The organism is Streptomyces sp. NPDC086519, from assembly GCF_040686075.1.
GTDB classification, from domain to species: Bacteria; Actinomycetota; Actinomycetes; order Streptomycetales; family Streptomycetaceae; genus Streptomyces; species Streptomyces shenzhenensis.
Genome location: NZ_JBFBJL010000032.1, coordinates 1 through 16,106, shown reverse-complemented (window position 1 = coordinate 16,106; position 16,106 = coordinate 1). Strand labels below are relative to the sequence as shown.

The 16,106-nt window shown below is 71.0% G+C and carries 20 protein-coding genes and 1 tRNA gene; 9 read left to right on the top strand and 12 right to left on the bottom strand.

The features are described 5' to 3' along the window. Positions 1-21: 21 nt before the first annotated feature. Positions 22-672, bottom strand: coding sequence for a TetR/AcrR family transcriptional regulator (locus AB0P24_RS27780; RefSeq protein ID WP_365798579.1), 651 nt, complete (start codon positions 670-672; stop codon positions 22-24). Positions 673-1,259: 587 nt separating this feature from the next. Between AB0P24_RS27780 and AB0P24_RS27775 the strand changes: the two genes are divergently transcribed. The 6 genes from AB0P24_RS27775 to AB0P24_RS27750 all read left to right on the top strand — a co-directional run bounded on the left by AB0P24_RS27775 (position 1,260) and on the right by AB0P24_RS27750 (position 7,451). Then, a complete protein-coding gene (locus AB0P24_RS27775; RefSeq protein WP_365798725.1) occupies positions 1,260-2,519 on the top strand; it encodes a M6 family metalloprotease domain-containing protein in 1,260 nt (419 codons plus the stop codon). Between the two features lie 354 nt (positions 2,520-2,873). After that, positions 2,874-4,457 carry a helix-turn-helix domain-containing protein gene (locus AB0P24_RS27770; protein ID WP_365798577.1) on the top strand — a complete coding sequence of 528 codons (1,584 nt, stop codon included), beginning with the start codon at positions 2,874-2,876 and terminating at the stop codon, positions 4,455-4,457. Between the two features lie 169 nt (positions 4,458-4,626). Further along, entirely contained in the window at positions 4,627-5,271 is a 645-nt protein-coding gene (locus AB0P24_RS27765) for a sigma-70 family RNA polymerase sigma factor (protein ID WP_365798723.1), read from the top strand. Beyond that, positions 5,268-6,359: a CU044_5270 family protein gene (locus tag AB0P24_RS27760; RefSeq protein WP_365798575.1), complete on the top strand. Its 1,092-nt coding sequence runs from the start codon at positions 5,268-5,270 to the stop codon at positions 6,357-6,359. The genes AB0P24_RS27765 and AB0P24_RS27760 overlap by 4 nt, the downstream gene beginning before the upstream one ends. A 138-nt stretch (positions 6,360-6,497) precedes the next feature. Then, a complete protein-coding gene (locus AB0P24_RS27755; protein ID WP_365798573.1) occupies positions 6,498-6,710 on the top strand; it encodes an SDR family oxidoreductase in 213 nt (70 codons plus the stop codon). 665 nt (positions 6,711-7,375) lie between these two features. Further along, positions 7,376-7,451, top strand: a tRNA-Arg gene (locus AB0P24_RS27750). Between the two features lie 76 nt (positions 7,452-7,527). Here the strand turns inward: AB0P24_RS27750 and AB0P24_RS27745 are convergent. The 11 genes from AB0P24_RS27745 to AB0P24_RS27695 form a co-directional block, all read right to left on the bottom strand. After that, the gene (locus AB0P24_RS27745) at positions 7,528-8,682 is read right to left on the bottom strand and encodes a site-specific integrase (protein ID WP_365798571.1); all 1,155 of its coding nucleotides are present in this window, start codon (positions 8,680-8,682) and stop codon (positions 7,528-7,530) included. Continuing rightward, complete coding sequence (locus tag AB0P24_RS27740; protein WP_289933434.1) at positions 8,682-8,864, bottom strand: helix-turn-helix domain-containing protein; 183 nt, start codon at positions 8,862-8,864, stop codon at positions 8,682-8,684. The genes AB0P24_RS27745 and AB0P24_RS27740 overlap by 1 nt, the downstream gene beginning before the upstream one ends. Further along, positions 8,857-10,161: a replication initiator gene (locus AB0P24_RS27735; protein ID WP_365798721.1), complete on the bottom strand. Its 1,305-nt coding sequence runs from the start codon at positions 10,159-10,161 to the stop codon at positions 8,857-8,859. Before AB0P24_RS27735 ends, AB0P24_RS27740 begins: the two co-directional genes overlap by 8 nt. 139 nt (positions 10,162-10,300) lie before the next feature. Further along, a complete protein-coding gene (locus tag AB0P24_RS27730; protein ID WP_365798568.1) occupies positions 10,301-10,549 on the bottom strand; it encodes a SpdD protein in 249 nt (82 codons plus the stop codon). Positions 10,550-10,574: 25 nt separating this feature from the next. Continuing rightward, positions 10,575-10,769 (bottom strand): hypothetical protein, encoded by a 195-nt coding sequence (locus AB0P24_RS27725; RefSeq protein ID WP_365798566.1) that lies wholly within the window; start codon positions 10,767-10,769, stop codon positions 10,575-10,577. Positions 10,770-10,785: 16 nt separating this feature from the next. Continuing rightward, positions 10,786-10,977, bottom strand: a complete 192-nt coding sequence (locus tag AB0P24_RS27720) for a mobile element transfer protein (RefSeq protein WP_123975881.1) — start codon at positions 10,975-10,977, stop codon at positions 10,786-10,788. A gap of 2 nt (positions 10,978-10,979) precedes the next feature. Then, positions 10,980-11,162: a hypothetical protein gene (locus AB0P24_RS27715; RefSeq protein WP_365798563.1), complete on the bottom strand. Its 183-nt coding sequence runs from the start codon at positions 11,160-11,162 to the stop codon at positions 10,980-10,982. A gap of 12 nt (positions 11,163-11,174) precedes the next feature. Beyond that, positions 11,175-11,807 carry a DUF2637 domain-containing protein gene (locus tag AB0P24_RS27710; RefSeq protein WP_365798561.1) on the bottom strand — a complete coding sequence of 211 codons (633 nt, stop codon included), beginning with the start codon at positions 11,805-11,807 and terminating at the stop codon, positions 11,175-11,177. An 88-nt stretch (positions 11,808-11,895) separates the two neighbouring features. Continuing rightward, positions 11,896-13,275, bottom strand: coding sequence for an FtsK/SpoIIIE domain-containing protein (locus AB0P24_RS27705; protein ID WP_365798559.1), 1,380 nt, complete (start codon positions 13,273-13,275; stop codon positions 11,896-11,898). Then, the gene (locus tag AB0P24_RS27700) at positions 13,275-13,631 is read right to left on the bottom strand and encodes a hypothetical protein (protein WP_352222640.1); all 357 of its coding nucleotides are present in this window, start codon (positions 13,629-13,631) and stop codon (positions 13,275-13,277) included. Before AB0P24_RS27700 ends, AB0P24_RS27705 begins: the two co-directional genes overlap by 1 nt. Positions 13,632-13,801: 170 nt before the next feature. Next, positions 13,802-14,593: a GntR family transcriptional regulator gene (locus AB0P24_RS27695; RefSeq protein WP_365798557.1), complete on the bottom strand. Its 792-nt coding sequence runs from the start codon at positions 14,591-14,593 to the stop codon at positions 13,802-13,804. A 107-nt stretch (positions 14,594-14,700) separates the two neighbouring features. Here AB0P24_RS27695 and AB0P24_RS27690 point away from each other — a divergent pair, with 107 nt between their 5' ends. From AB0P24_RS27690 to AB0P24_RS27680, 3 genes are read left to right on the top strand one after another with little or no spacing between them, the layout of a single operon-like run. Next, positions 14,701-15,108 carry an NUDIX hydrolase gene (locus AB0P24_RS27690; RefSeq protein WP_365798719.1) on the top strand — a complete coding sequence of 136 codons (408 nt, stop codon included), beginning with the start codon at positions 14,701-14,703 and terminating at the stop codon, positions 15,106-15,108. A gap of 46 nt (positions 15,109-15,154) precedes the next feature. Further along, positions 15,155-15,583, top strand: coding sequence for an ATP-binding protein (locus AB0P24_RS27685; RefSeq protein WP_362719576.1), 429 nt, complete (start codon positions 15,155-15,157; stop codon positions 15,581-15,583). Then, positions 15,583-15,984, top strand: a complete 402-nt coding sequence (locus AB0P24_RS27680) for a hypothetical protein (RefSeq protein ID WP_365798716.1) — start codon at positions 15,583-15,585, stop codon at positions 15,982-15,984. The genes AB0P24_RS27685 and AB0P24_RS27680 overlap by 1 nt, the downstream gene beginning before the upstream one ends. Positions 15,985-16,106: the final 122 nt, after the last annotated feature.

Below are 16,106 nucleotides of genomic sequence, written 5' to 3'. Positions count from 1 at the left end.
TGTCTCGGCTGTCTGGCTGGGTCAGGCCTGGCGGAGGTCCTCCACGGTCACGGCCGTGCCCGGCAGGGCGGAGCGGGCCGGGGCCCGCAGTCCGTCCAGGAACAGCTGCAGATGGCGATGGACGAAGCGGTCGCCGACCAGGCAGTCGGTGCCGAACGGGGGCCGGCTGAGCTGGGCCACGGCGATCATCACATCGCCGACGCCCACGTCCGGACGGAGCTGTCCGGCCGCCTTGGCACGGTCCATGAGCTGCCCGATGAGCTGCTCGCACCGCTGACGCGCCGCTTCGAGGTCGGGGTGGTTCTTGTCGAAGGTGCTGGAGACCATCGGGCACAGCGCGCTGACCCGCTCGTCGGCGGAAATGTGCACGAAGCGCTCCAGCGCGTCGAAGGCGTCCCCGGTCTCCGCGAGTGCCAGCTCGGCCGCTTCCGACGTCCGGTCCATCACGGAGCAGACGACCTCACGGACGAGCGCGTCGCGGTCGGGGAAGTTGCGGTACACCGTGGCATTACCGACGCCGGCCCGGCGGGCGATGTCGTCGAGCGGCACGTCGGGGCCGTACTCGGTGAACATCTCGCGGGCAGCGGTGACGATCCGCTCCCGGTTGCGCAGGGCGTCGGCGCGGGGCCGGGGTGCCTTGCGCACGGCGGGAATGGCGGTCGCGGTCTGCACGGCGCACTCCTGGTCTGTGGACTTTCCGCGATCCGGGGAGGCGCTCCCCGTTTCGCGCGGACACAGGTCTAAACGGGGAGGGAGTCCCCGGTTATTTCCGCCCCTTCCCCTCATTTCATGTGACCTGAGTCACATCACCTCAGAGCGCCTCTTCGTCCGGCCCTCGCAGGCCACGACATCCCACGATCGGCCTTTCCAGCGCGCGCCCGCCGCCCCCTCGACACAGGGTGATCGAAAGGGTGCAGCCGGAGACCGGCGGCTGCCGTGGCGCGAAAGGTCCGTGCATGCAGCCGCAGCCCAGCCGCCGTAAACCCGCTCGTCTTCACATACCCGCCCGCCTCCGCACGCCCCTGCGCCTCACGAGCCGCCATGCCTCGCCCCGCCGTAGTACGCCGTCGGTCCGTCGTACGCCGTCAAGCCGCCGCCCCACACCGGACCGCCGCCCGACACCGGACCGCCGCCCCACACCGGACCGCCGCCCCACACCGGACCGCCGCCCCACACCGGACCGCCGCCCCGCACCGGACCGCCGCCCGACACCGGACCGCCGCCCCGCACCGGATCGCGGGGCACGGCCGACCCGACGCATACGCCACCGCCGTGCGGCCTGCCTCGCCGCCGTGGCCGCGCTGATCCTCGCGGTCGGCACCTCGGCGGGCACCGGGCACCTCACGGCGGCTCCCTCACCGACCGGCGCCGGACCGATCGCGCTGTCCCGCTCCTCCGTGTACGGCCCCTGCATGATCACCGGCGGCAACGACGTCCAGATGACCGAGGGCATCCCCACGCCGGGCGGCTACTCCCGCTCCACCGGCACCGTGCACGCCCTCACCCTGATGGTCGACTTCCCCGACGCGCCCGGCCAGGGCAGCGCGCTCGACCGCTACCACGAGTTCTTCCCGCAGACCCAGGACTGGTTCCGCACCGCCTCCTACGGCAAGCTCGACTACCAGCCCGTCGCCCCCATCGACCACTGGCTGCGGATGCCCAAGCCGTTCAGCGAGTACGGCATAGAGCGCGGCGCACCCTTCGATCCCGGTTACCGGGAACTGGTCCAGGACCTCGTGGCCGCCGCCGACCCGGACGTGGACTTCCGGTCGTACGACCTCCTGAACGTGCTGGTGACCCCGAACGCCGGCCCCTCCGCCCTGGACACCGTGCTGTCGGTGACCTTCGCCGGCAACGGCGACGCCCCGGTCGCCGACGGCGTGCCGGTCTCCAACGCCTCCTTCGTCTACTCCCGCCAGGACGACGGCTCGGGCTCCTACGACCGCACCGGCTACCGGGTCCTCCCCCACGAGAACGGCCATGTCTTCGGCCTGCCCGACCTCTACACGCAGGAGGGCGGGGGCGCGGCCGGGCACTGGGACATCATGAGCGAGGACTGGGGGGCCGACAACGACCTCCTCGCCTGGCACAAGTGGAAGCTGGGGTGGCTGGACCCCGACCAGGTCACCTGCGCGGCGAGCCGCGGCAGCGCCGAGTACACGCTGACACCCCTCTCCCGGGCCGGCGGCCGCAAGCTGATCTTCATCCCTGTCGACGCCCGCACCGGCTACGCCCTGGAGGTACGCACCAAAGGCGGCAACGACGAGGAGGTGTGCTGCCCCGGCGTCCTCATCTACAAGGTCGGCGCGAACGTCGACACCGGCCGCGGGCCGATCAAGGTGTACGACGCCCACCGCAACACCGGCGGCTGCACCCGCAGCCCCAACGTCCAGGCGGAACTCTCCGACGCCCCGTTCGGCCCGGGCGAGAGCTTCAAGGATCCCGCGCACGGGATCGAGGTGCTGGTGTCGGGGGCGGACGGGGAGGGGAACTACCGGGTGCGGGTGAGTCGGGGGTAGGGGCGTGCGGGGGGCGTGCGGCGGGCGTGCGGCTGCGGGCTCCGGGCCACTGGGGGGGTGCGGGTCGCAGCATGCCGGGCGGTGGTGCGGGGGGTGCCGGTCGCAGCATGCGGGGCGGGGTGCGGGGGGTGCGGGTCGCGGGGTTGCCGGCCGCGGGGATACGGGTCGCGGTGCGCGATCCGGCGCTGGCCAGGTGGGCCACGGTTTACGGTAGGCGTGCGCTGATCGCCGTGTCGAAGGTCGTGCCGTACCGGAGATCGCGGACATCACGAAAATCGCGGAGATCACGGAGATCACGGAGATCACGGAGATCACGGAGATCACGGAAACCGTCGTACCGGAGCCGGAGAGTCGATGACAGCCCCCTTGCCCTCCTCCCCCGCGGCGCACGAGCCGCCCGCCGAGGCGGTGACGCCGTTGATCCGGGGCGTGGCGGTGCTGGAGGCGCTGACCGAGGCGGGCGGGACGCTGAACGCGAGCGCGCTGGAACGGCGTACCGGCCTGGCCCGTTCCACGGTGGACCGGATCATCGCCACCCTCTCCCGGACGGGTTACGTCCGCCAGGACGGCCGGGACGCGGTGCTCACCCCCCGGGTGATGGAGCTGGGCAACGCCTACCTGGCCGCTCTCCGCCTGCCCGCGCTGCTGGACGGCCACGCCGACGCCCTCGCCGACGAACTGGACGAGTCGGTCTCCCTCGCCGTCGCCGACCGGGACGGCATCCGGTTCATCCACCAGGCGACCCGCCGCCGCGCGATGTCCGTCAGCTTCCGCATCGGCGACCTGCTGCCGGCCGAACGTACCGCCCCCGGCCCGCTGTTCGCGGCGGAGTGGACGGAGCGGGAATGGTCGGTGTGGCGGGCGAGGCGCGCGGCGGACCCCGCGGACGCGGGCTTCCCGGCCGTACCGCCCCGGAATCCGGCCGCCGCCGACGACTTCGAGACGCGGACCGAGGAGGCCCGGCACAGCGGCTGGGCCCTGGACGACCAGTTGATCGAACCGGGCCTGGTCGCGGTGTCCGTCCCGGTGCGCGACCCGCGCACCGGACGGGTGGCGTGCGTGGCGAGCGTCGTCAGCCACACCAGCCGCCACACGGCGGCGGACCTGCGCGAGACCCTGCTCCCCCGGCTGCGTACGGCGGTGACCGCGATGGAGGCGGAGCTGCGCGAGGCCGGCTCCCGGCCCGCCGAGCCGGGGCCGCCCCCCTGCGGCCTCGCCGTCTGGACCACGGCCTCCAAGCACGAACTGGGCCGCGACTTCGTGGAGTCGCTGGCCCGGGGCCTGACCGTCCTGACGGCCTTCGGCGAGGGCCGCTCGGCGCTGACCCTGACGGACGTGGCGAAGGCGACGGGCCTGGCCCGGGCGACGGCCCGACGGGCCCTGATCACGTACGAGCACCTGGGCCTGGTGACCTCGGACGAACGCGATTTCGCCCTCACCCCCCGGGTGCTGTCCCTGGGCTACCCGCCGCTGTCCCGCACCACCCTCGCCCGCCTCGCGGCCCCCCGGCTGCGCGCCCTCGCGGACCGGCTGCACGAACCGACGGCGCTGGCGGTGCGGGTACCGGGGGCCGATCCGGCGGAGATCCAGTACGTCGCGGTGGCGGCCGCGAGCCGGGTCCTGACGGTGGACATCACGGTGGGCACCCGGCTGCCGGCGAGCCCTACGGCGCTCGGCCGGGCCCTGCTGGGTCTCGCCGAACCGGGCGGATACGCCCTGGCGGACGAGGAGCTGGAGTCGGGCCTGCGCTCGATCGCGGTGCCGGTACGGGACCGGACGGGCCGCCCGGTCGCCGCCCTGAACGTGGCCACCCACGCGGCCCGCCGCACCCTGGCGGACTGCGTGAGCGAGGTGCTGCCGGCCCTGCACGCCACGGCGGCCCAGGTCCAGGACGACCTCCGCATCGCGTCCCGCTTCACGAAGGTTCCGCTGTCCTGAGCCCGCCGCCTGCCCGCCGCTCGCCCGCCGTCTCCCGCCACCCGCCTGCCCCCAGTACCCCTGACCCTCTGGGCGGCAGGAGGACTGGGAGGAAGGGAGAGTCGGATGTGACCCGGATCACGGGAAGGCGATGCGGAGTGCCGGACAGCTCAGTGACGTGAGCACACATATGCGTACCCGGGTACGGGCCGGGGAGCCGAGCGCGTTCGCGGAGCTGTTCGACAGCTACTCGCGCACCGTCTACAACCACGCCTTCCGGCTGACCGCCGACTGGTCGGTGGCCGAGGACGTGATGGCCGCGACCTTCCTGGAGGCCTGGCGGCTGCGCGACCGGGTGGACCCCGAGGGCGGTTCGCTGCGGCCGTGGCTGCTGGGCATCGCCACCAACACCGCCCGCAACCAGTACCGCAGCAACCGCCGGTACCGGGCCGCCGCGAACGCCGCGGCGGCGGCCCAGCTCTCGGTGCCCGACCACGCGGACGAGGTGGCCGACCGCGTCGACGACGGGCACCGGCTCGCCGCCGCCCTCACCGCCCTGGGCAAGCTCCGCAGACCCGAGCGCGAGGTCGTCACGCTCTGCCTGGGCGAGGGCCTCGACTACGAGGCGGCGGCGGAGGCGCTCGGCATCCCCGTCGGCACCGTCGCCTCCCGGCTCTCCCGCGCCCGCAGAAAGCTGCGCGACCTCGCCGGTCCCCCGTCGGCCGGACCGCCGCCCGAAAAAGCTCGCGGAATCCGGGAAGGCGGCCGCCGCTCCCGACAGACAAGAGGTGATCACACCAACGTGATCCGGCCCGCACAGGAAGGAAGACCATGACCGTGAACACCTCCCGGAACCACCCGGCCGAGGGGGACGGCAGCGCCGAGCTGCTGTCCGCCACCGCGCGGGACCTTCCGCCGGGCCGCCACCAGTTCCACAAGGAGCGACTGATGGCCCAGATCCACGACATGCGGCAGGCGGAGCAGACCACGACCCCCGTACGGGAGCGCCGGCGCCGGTTTCCCCGGCCGGTGATCGCCCTGCCTTTGACGGCGGCCGCGCTGGCGGCGGCGGTCGTCGCGGGCGTGACCCTCTCCGGCAACGGCGGCAACGGCGTGCAGGACGCCGGCCCGGCCCTCACCACCGCCATCGGCGCGGCCACCACCAAGGGCGTTCCCCAGTTGCTCGACCAGATCTCCCTGGCCGCCGCCGAGACCTCGGCCTCCCGTCCCGCCGCCAAGCCCGGCCAGTACATCTACATCAAGTCCGAGTCGGCCGAAAGCTACATCAGCAACGTGGACGGCAAGTCCTCCCTGGCCAGCCACCCGCTGCACACGCGGCAGGTCTGGCGGTCCCCGGACGGCGCCAAGGGCTGGCTGATCGACCCGGCCGTCAACAAGAGCCCCGAGGGCGAGACCCTGTCCCTCCCCGACGAGCAGGGCAACACCCCGAAGCCGTCCCTGAACGGCCCGTCGTACGACTACCTCACCAAGCTCACCACCGACCCCGACAAGCTGCTGGCCAAGATCTACACGGAGACGAAGGGCCAGGGGAACTCTCCCGACCAGGAGGCCTTCACCACCATCGGCGACCTGCTCGGCGAGAGCTACCCGCCGGCGGAGCTGTACCCGGCGCTGTTCAAGGCCGCCGCGAAGATCCCCGGGGTCGTCGTGGTCGACGACGCGACGGACGCGGTGGGCCGGCACGGGGTGGCGGTGGCCCGGCTCGACGAGACCAGCGGTGAACGCGAGGAGTGGATCTTCGACAAGAAGAGCCACGTCTTCCTGGGCGAACGCTCGGTGCAGGTGCGCAGGAACAGCGGCACCGACGCCCTGATCACACCCGGCACCGTGCTCTTCACCAGCGCGATCCTGGAGCGCACGGTCGTGGACGGCATCAAGCAGACGCCCGCGGCGAAGTCCTGACCACCGTCCGGCCCGGGCCCGCCCCCGCCCGGGCCCGCAGCGTCGGAGGACTGGGGAGTCGACGTCTCCGAACCTGACAGTAGGACCGGCGTGCTGGAGGCCCGGCGTGCCGAAGGACCGGCGTGCCGAAGGGCCGGCGTGCCGAAGGGCCGGCGTGCCGGCCCGATCGACGCCCCGTCGGCGCGGGCCCTGCCTCCGGAGGTGCGCAAGGTCATCGCCGACAAGACCGCGATGAAGCGCCCCGGCACCGTGGAAGAGGTCGCCGCCGTCGCGGCCTTCCTGCTGTCGGACGAGGCGTCCTTCGTCACCGGCTCCGTTTACGAAGTCAACGGCGGCCAGACCCAGTTGTGACCGCCGCACCGCCCCAGGGCTCCGCGTCGCGGGAGCGCTCCGTCCCACCCGCCGTCGGCCTCTCACAACCCGCGGCAGAAGTGCCGCCCCTCACCGCCCCGGCACGATACGCGGTTCTCCTTCGGCACCGGCGTCATCGGCCAGACCATCGCCGTCAAGCTCGCCTCCCTCAGCCACGAGGTGGCCATCGGCACCCGCGACGTAGCGGCCGCCGCCCCAGCCAGGTACTCGGGAGTGTCGGCCGCGACCACCGGCTCCGGCAAGATCCTCATCGACATCCCCAACCCGCTGGACTTCTCCGCCGGAATGCCACCGTCGCTGCCCCTGGTCGACACCGCAGCCCCTCGGCGAGCAGATCCAGCGCGCCTTCACCGAGGCGAAGGCCGTCAGGACTCTCAACGCCGTCAACGCGACGGTCATGGCGCAGCCGTCTCAAGTAACCGCCGCGCACAACCTCTTCGCCTTCGCCTTCGTTTTCGTCTCCGGCGACACCATCAACGCCAAACCCCACCGATCACGAACCCGCTGAGGCACCAGCCTCAGCCCATCGCCCCACCCCGATCCGCTACCCTGTCAGTGACCGCCACGTCAGTGGTGGTCCGTCCTTGCCGAGACCGCCGTGAATAGTCACTCAGAGTATTCATCGACGTTTTACGCAGGGCCCCGCCTTCGTAGCTCAGGGGATAGAGCACCGCTCTCCTAAAGCGGGTGTCGCAGGTTCGAATCCTGCCGGGGGCACCAGGTCAGAAGGGGACCAGTTCCGGATATCCGGAGGTGGTCCCCTTCTGACATCCAGATCTGACATCAACGAGGTCGGTCACTCACGACCGGGGCGCCTCTTCCTGAGCAGCCGGTCCATGTGGCTCATGGCTTCGCGCTGCGTGTCCTGGACGACGTGGGTGTAGACGTCCATGGTGATGCTGATCTGGGAGTGGCCAAGGATCTCCATCACGACGCGGGGCGCGACCCCGGCCGCCGTGAGGAGGGTGGCGGTGCCGTGGCGGGCGTCGTGCAGCCGGATGACGCGGAGGCCGGCGGACTCGGCGACGCGCGTGAAGGAGCGATAGAGGTTGCGCGGCTCGACCGGGCGGCCGGTGCGAGTAGCGAAGACGTAGTCCGAGTCCCGCCACTTCTCCCCCGCCTTGGCGCGGGCATCTGACTGCCGCATGCGGTGCCAGCGCAGGGGTGCGATGCAGAGGGCGGGCAGCGGGACGGCTCGGCGACGGCGGCTCTTGGGATCGTCGTCGTACAGGACGCCACGGCGGCGCTGGACCTGGTGGCGGACGTAGAGAACGCGGTTGTCGAGGTCGAGGTCCGACCACCGGAGACCGACGATCTCTCCCCGGCGCAGGCCCATGGCGATGGCGAGGACGAAGGCAGCGTAGAGCGGGTCTTTTCGGGAGGCGGCGAGGAAGTCGAGCGTCTCGTCCAGGGTCCAGGGGTGCAGCTCGGGCGTATCCGTGCGGGGCGGCTCGACGAGCTTGGCGACGTTGCGCGTGATGAGTTCCTCGCGGCAGGCGGAGGACAGAGCCGAGCGCAGAACTCGGTGCGATTCCTTGGCGGTTGCGGCGGTGGTCTCCTTCTCCAGGCGGACGAGGAAGCGTCGGACGTCGGCGACGCCGAGGGATTCGAGGCGCTTGGCACCGAGGAGGGGCACCAGGTAGAGGCGGACGTGCGTCTCGTACTTGTCGAAGGTGCTGAGCTTCCGTCGGGGCTTGATGACGTTGTCCAGCCAGTACGGCAGCCACTCGGAGAGCTTGGCGGACTTGGTGGGCACGGGCACGCCCTGGTCCACCTTGTCGAGCAGCTCACGACGCTTTGCGTCGCACTCGGCCCAGGTCTTGCCATAGGCGAACTTGCGGGCGCGGGTGCCGTCCGGCTGGAGCACGTAGACCGCGCACTGGAAGCGGCCGTCCTTGCGCTTGGTGATGGTGCCGGCGCCGTTCGGATTGCGCTTGCGTTGCTGGGCCATCAGGCCGCCGCCTCCAGTTCGTTGGTGATGTAGTCGCGGACAGCTCGCGCCGGGATGCGACGGCACCGGCCGATGGTGAGCGAGGGCAGGCGCCGGGAGCGGATCAGGTCGTAGACCGTGGAGCGGCCGAGCTTGAGTCGGGCCATGACGTCCGGGACCGTCAACAGCTCTTCGTCAGCCATGCGTGGGCTCTCCTTCCGTTCCGAGGGCTGGTTCGAGGGATGCGGCAAGCCACGTCTCTGCGGCGCTGAGGCCGGTGCCGGCGAAGACCCAGTGGGCGAGGACGTACGTCGTGTCCGGCTGAGAGTTGGCGGCTGCTGTCACCGCTTGTGCTCGGCGCCACTCGGCGCGGGCGTCACGGAGGGCGCCCAGGGTGGTGGAGTAGCGCCGGGACTTGGTGGAGAAGTGGCCGCGGAAGCCGAGCATGTGGGCCCACGCGCGGAGGCGGAGGTGTTCGAGGTCTTTGCGGGCGCCGAGGGTCCAGGCGGTTCGGATGAGGCGGCGGGCGTGGTCGCTGATGTCGAGTTGGGCGAGTTCGGCGGCGAACTTCAGCGGCCGGTCGAGGGCGCCTGTGGCGGTCTCGGCGCCCTTGGTGGCGTATTTGGCGATGTAGGCGGCGACGGCGCGTTCGGTGAGTTCCTGGCCGTCGTTGAAGTCGGCGGATCGGATGGTGCGGACGTCGAGTTGGCGACCGAAGGCGAAGGAGTGGGTACGGCCGTCGAGGGCCGGGCCGTCGACGCGGACCTTGGCAGTCGCCGCGCGGATGGCGTCGGTGAGGAGTTCGGCGGTGGCCCAGGGCGGGGGCGGGGTGTTGCCGCCTGTCGGGCCGTCGAGGCGGATGACGGCGTGGAAGTGGACGGCGCCGCGCTTTTGGTACTCGGCGACTTTCGCGAAAGACACGCGCGCGTGGTCGCGTAGGCGTCGCTGTGAGAGGCCCGCCCGCTTGGCGACCTCCCGGCGGAGATAGATCGAGAAGCGACGCCAGAGGGCGCCTGCGTGGGCGTTCCAGAGAACGGCCGCTTCGTAGTCGTAGGTGTCCGGGTCGAGCGGAGTGCCGAGGGCGTCGTCGTCCTGGTCGTGGTGGGTGCCGCAGCGGCAGGCGCGGCCGTCGGTGCGGCGGTTGTGGACGGGGCCGAAGCCGGGGGCGGTGAAGGTGGCGAAGACGCGGGGGTGTGCGGCGACGTGTTCCGGGGTTCCCTTGCCGCCCCGGAGTCCGGCGGTGATGAGGTGGAAGGTGTCGCGGCGGTAGACCTCCGCGCAGGCGGCGCAGCGGGTGGTACGGCGGTTGTTGCAGCGGACGAGGAGTTGGCCGGCGGGCAGGTCGGTCGAGTCGAGGTGCTGGAGCACACGGCCGATTTCGCCCGTCGTGGTGTCGAGGTCGTATTCGGTGCGGTGGCCGTCGAGGCGGATCGGGTTGGTGCAGCCGCCGAGGCCGGAGAGCTGTTGGAGGATGCCCGGCAGGGTGCCGTGCTGGGCCAGCCTGGAGAGTTCCGGGAGCGGGGGCGGGGTGGTGCGGGTGAAGATGGCTGTCTCCTTCTGACGGGATTGGTTAGGAGTGACGGGCCCCGGGGCGGCCGGATGCTTGGCGGTGTCGTGGCCGCCCCAGGGTTGGCGTGGATCAGCGCCGGTTGTGTTCGCGCAGCAGGGAGCGCAGGACCACGGCGGCGATGGCCACCGAGACGGCCGAGACGGCGACGGCGGCCAGGAGCGCGGTGAGGACCACACCGCCCGTGAGCACGGCGACGACGGCGCCGGTACTGACGGAGACGGCCGGGAGCGCGGAGCGCCGGTCGGGGGCCGGGTTGGTCGGGGTGTGGGTGTGCGCGGGCGGCTGGGTGGGGCTGTCGGGGTACTTGGGCAGGAACACGGCGGAACTCTCCTTATCTACTCGTCTAGTCATGTGAGCCGTTTATGACGGTCACGCCGGAGCGCGTACCGGTCTCGATGGCGGGGGCCAGGAAGGTGTGGGAGAGCCAGAAGCCGAAGAGGGCGACCAGGACGACGACCCAGGCACGGACGCCCAGGAACCTGACGGCGCCCCAGGCGAAGAAGCCGAGTACGACGACCAGCGGGAGACTGACGGTCACGGTGTTCGGGGTCCCTTCAGCGGACGGGGCAGCGGTGGGTGCGGGCGGCGAGTTCGGCGGCTGCGCGGCTGTCGTAGTCGGCGGAGAAGCCGCAGCGCGGGGCGGTGCAGGCGGCGGTGTGCTTCTCGCGGCCCCGGTCGTCGTAGGCGGTGCCGACCTGGACGGGGCCGATGCGGGTGACGTTGCGGAAGCGGCGGTTGGCTGTCATGGTCAGTCCTCCTGGCGCAGGCTGGAGCCGGGGAATTCGTTCAGGATCCGGAAGGCCTCGGCAGGGTCCGACGTGCGATCAGCGGCCTCTTCAGCGAGGAGCCGGGCCAGCGTCGGGCGCCCGGTGTCGGCCATCTCGCGGGCCGCTTCGAGGTAGTCGGCGGCTGTGTTGAAGCAGAGCGGCACGGTTCCTCCTGTTCAGGTGAGCTGGGCGGCGATGGCTTCGGCCATGGGCGTCGGGACGCCGAGGCGGGCGCGGAGGGTCGGGGTGTCGATCGGGGTGCCGGTACGGGTGTGGTGTTCGGCCGCGACCTTTCGGGCGTGGTCGACCAGGGCGGCCGGGACCGGGACGGGCGGGCGTTCCGGCAGCGCCTCGATGCTGGGTTGGACAGGCGGCGCGGGGGTGGCTTCGGGCTCGTGCTCCTGGTCCTCGATGACGTCAGCGCCGATCTCGCCGGTATCCGCCTTCGGCACCGAGTGAGCGAGAAGGGTGCCGCCGAGGAACGCGACGGCGGGCCAACCGGCCACGAGGATCCGCAGCCAGGCCGGGACGTCGTCCAGGTCGAGGAGGCCGGCGGTGGCGATGTTCGCGCCGAGGGATGCGACGAGGGCGATGACGAACCAGCACCAGGCCGCCGCCTTTGCCGTACCGGAGCGCAGGCGACGCCATGCGGCGACAAGCAGCAGGTCAACGCTGATCGGGTACGCCCAGGCTTTCCAACCATCCTGCCCGGCCGCCATGGCTACGTCATGGAGGTGGGCGAACGACAACGCGGCAGCAATGAGCGCCTGGACCAACACCGCGTCGACACGGCCGAGGTGGACGCGCACGGTCCGGCTCCTTTCGGTTTCGGGCATGGGAGAGGTAGGGACTTGGCGCGAGGCGGTCACGCCGACCGATGCGAGGAAGGGACGACGGTCAGTCGGTCACCGGACGCGGCCGGACGACCGGGGGCGGCGGCTCGACCGGGTGTACAGGCACGTGAGGCCGGAAGGGCTTGAGCGAAGGCAGGTCGGGCACCAGGTGCGCCGCCTCCCGGCAGGTCTCGGCGGCATCGCCGAGGGAGAGGTACGGGGTGCGGAGGCGGGACCAGCCGCCGGAGGTGTCGCCCGCGACGGCGAGACCGGGCATCTCAGGAGCGATGGAACAGGCAGCGTGAACGGCCTCGGGGGCGATGTCGCCGAGGGCCATCTTGGCGGAGGCTTCGTCGTTGACGCGATGGCAGACACGGCCGGTCAGCTGGGCGCGGAGCATGGTGGCGCCCTTGCCGAGTTCGGCGCCGAAGCGCTGCCCGCACACCTCCAGGTAGATACCGGCCGCGCGGCCGAGCTGAGCGAGGCGGATGAGCTGGGTGACCATCTCGTCCCGCCTTTCCTCGTCCTTGCGAGTGGCGGTGAGGAAGAGTTCCGCCACCTCGTCAACGAACAGCACGATGGGCACCGGACGTTCGCTCTCCGGCAGGCCCCAGATGTCAGAGGTGATCTCCTCGTCCGGAGTGCCGGGCGCGATGCCCTGCCGGGCCTTGATCAGGTCGTATCGGTCCTCCATTTCCTTGACCAGCACGGGCAACAGCTCGGCCGCTTCGTCCGGGTCGGTGGCGAGTGCGGAGAGACGGGCGGCGAAGGGCGCCAGTTCGACGCCCCGCTTGCAATCGATCCCCACGAGCGCGACGCCGTCCTGACGGGCCAGTCCGGAAATGAGGTGGCGCAGGTACATGGACTTGCCGGACAGGGTCGCGCCGAGGGTGAGTTGGTGGGGAACGGTGCGGTAGTCGCGGACGAAGGGCATGGCATCCTCGCGCAGCGCCACCGGCACCTTGAGGAACGCACCGCCGGTCTTGCGGGGCATGCGTACCCGCCGCAGGACGTCGTAGCCGACGAGCCGCAGTTCCACGACACCCGGCTTCACCGTGGTGACGTAGACGGCATGCACTCCCCAGGCGTGCCGCAACCGCTCGGCCGAGGCGGCGACGTCGGCGGGTTCCTGCCCCGGAGCGAGCCGGAGGCGAAGCCGCAGCCCGGTCGAGGTGGGACGGAGGATGCCCCGGCGAGGCGGGACCGGCCGGACATCCCGCCGGGTGGTTGCCTTGACGGCGAGAACCCGCAGCCGGGAGGGCGCCACGGTCAGGCCGCAGGCTTCCATGACGGAGACGTACGAGCTAGGCAGGCGGACCGTGGATATCGGGCCGCCGACTGCGGACCAGTAGACCGCCGGGTGCTTGGCCCGGGTGTAGGCGGCCCCGCCGCCGAGCGCGGCGACAGGACCACCCACCTCCAGGAGCGTTGTCAGGTCGGTCATCAGGCGGTGGCCCCCATGGCGGCCGGGAACGCGGCCGGGGTGACGGCAGCGGCCCGGTAGGCGATGCCGTGACGCTGCTGCCCGTTGAACACGGACTCCCACGGCCGGGCGACGAGGCCGGGGAGCGAGACCGGCGCACCGAGGTTCAGCCCCTCGGAGACGCCGCCTTCCGGCACGGTGACCTTGATCAGGGAGGACTCCCCGTCCTCGATGTAGACGACGCCGATGGTCATCAGCGCCTCACCGCTCACGGCGTCCTTGGCGATCTCGCCGGTCTGGCGGTCCCGGACCTTCGGCTCAGGAGCCTCGGTCAGCAGGATCGTGGCGGCGGTGGTCTCAACACGGATGGTGCGCACAGCACACTCCCTATCTACTCGTCTATATATGTAGCGGTCTACGAATCCGATCTCCCGGACTCATGACGATCACCCTGCCACACAACTTGCCCACTCGTCTATACGAGTATGCGTGTTGGGGTGTACGAGTTCGGAGAGCTGCGCCCGCGCACCACCGCAAACCATGACGATCAGGTCGCCGGGAGCTGGTACGACAAGACGTAGGCATCCGCCGCCATGACCGTGTCGCAGACTTCGACGGGCCGCCCCTCGGTGTCGAAGGCGGTACGGACCAGGTGAATGACCGGCACGCCGGAGGCCAGCCGGAGCGTCTTCACCTCGTCGGGCGATGGCATCCGGGCGCGGATCTCCTCTTCGAAGTGGTCGAGGCGGTGGCCCAGCTCTTCGAGGCGGGCGTAGATGCCGCCGGGGCCGGGGTTGGGTTCGGCGATCTGCGTACCGCGGGCGATGTCGAGGGGGAGGTAGGAGGTGGCGAACTCGACCGGCCGGCCGTCGAGGAGATACCGGCGCCGCCGGGCCAGCACGCGCCGCACGGACCCGAGCCGCGTGGAAATGTCCTGGCTGGCCTTCTCTTCCTTGACCTCAAGGCTGTCGACCTGAGGATGGCTGCCGGCTGCATCCGCCTCCACGATGAACGCGGACTTCCCCTGCTCCCGATGCCGCCGGGCGAACCGGTCGGAGGCGAGGCGCCGCACGGGAGGCCGGGGCCGGACGAACACACCCTTTCCGTGCTCGGCATGCACGAGCCCTTCCCCCTGGAGGATGGAGAAGGAGTTCCGGACCGTCATCCGGGACACCCCGTAGTGCTCGACAAGCTCAGCCTCCGAAGGCAGCTTCTCGCCCTCTCTGAACCGCCCACGGTCGATGGCTTCGCGCAGCTGGTCGGCGATCTGCCGGAAGACCGCACGATCGCTCGTGGGGTCGAGATCTCCGAGCAGGCCCGAGGGAAGAGCAGGGCTCACTTGTACTCCTTTAGGTATCTAGACGAGTGGGCGAGTGTTGTTGCTACGGTGGAGAGCCTAGCCAGCCGAGAGGGCCGAGGAACGTGAGCACAGAACGCCCGCACTCCGTGAGCGTCGCCGGGGTCGTCATAGACGCCCGCGGCCGGGCCCTCCTGATCCAGCGCCGTGACAACGGAAAGTGGGAACCGCCGGGCGGTGTCCTCGAACGCGAGGAGACCATCCCCGAGGCCCTGCAACGCGAAGTCCTCGAAGAGACCGGCATCAAGATCGCCCTTCCGGTGACCCTGACCGGCGTCTACAAGAACATGACGGGCCTGATCGTCTCCCTGGTCTTCCGCTGCCAGGCCGCCGACGGCACGCCCACCACGGGCGACGAGACCCGCGCCCTGCGCTGGGCCACCCGTGAAGAAGTCTCCGAGCTTGCCGACGAGGCCTACGCCATCCGCGTCCTGGACGCGATGGACGCGGTGTCTCCACCGGCGATCCGCGCCCACGACGGCGTGAAACTCGTCTAGCCCGAACCCGCTGCACATGGCGGCCTACCAGCACGAAGGAACTTGTATGCACGAGTATACGAGTACAGCCCGGGTCTGGGGGCTCAGTTGCCCAGGTTTCCCGGAAGAGGTCAGCCGGGCCCGACGCTGGACCCGCGACATCCTGCGCGGTTCCCCTTTAGCCGAAGACGCCGAACTGATCGTGAGCGAGCTGAGCGCGAACGCGATCCTTCACACCGCCAGCGGTCAAGAATCGGGCAGCTTCCATCTGGCTCTCGCCGTGTCAGCGCAGGTGATCGCGTTGTCCGTCACAGACGACGGAGGCGCCGGCACCGCCCCGAAAGCCGAGCGCCAGGACCAGGAGGCCGAGCACGGCCGAGGCCTGGGCATGGTCAGCGCGATCGCCCATCGCGTCGTCGTCCACCAGAGCGACAGCGGCCACACGGTTACCGCCGAGCTGTTCGCAGGACCCCGCACCGGAGGTCACCCGTGCTGATGGACAAGCCGCAGCGGGGCTACTGGTGCGAGTGCTGGACCGAGGACATCACCGACGGGGCGGCGTGGCCGGCGCTCCGGGCATCCTTCGACGCGTACTCCGCGCCCCAGGCAGACAGATGGGTTGCCATCGCACTCCGCACAATCTCACCGGCACTCGACCCCGACGCGTCCCAGGAAGCGTGGGAATGGCTGTACGACGGCCGCATAGCGACGAGGAAAGCTCTCCTGCGAGCCGAGCCCTGCACGGTGACAGTCACCCAGGCCAGTACCCGCATCACGTGGACGATCCAGCCCGTGATCTTCCTACCGCTGGCACACCGCCAAGGCAGCGAACTCCCATCCTGCACACAGGACTTCAAACCGCACACAGCACCTCAGGCGTCCCACACGCCCGACTGAGTTACAACCTTCTTTACGGGTTCAAGGGCGGCTCGCTCCGCTCCCCGCGCGCGGCCCGGCCCCCGGCCGGGCCTGCGCTCCTAATGGCGCGGTAAGACGCTGGGCGGTTCTCATGGCCGAGC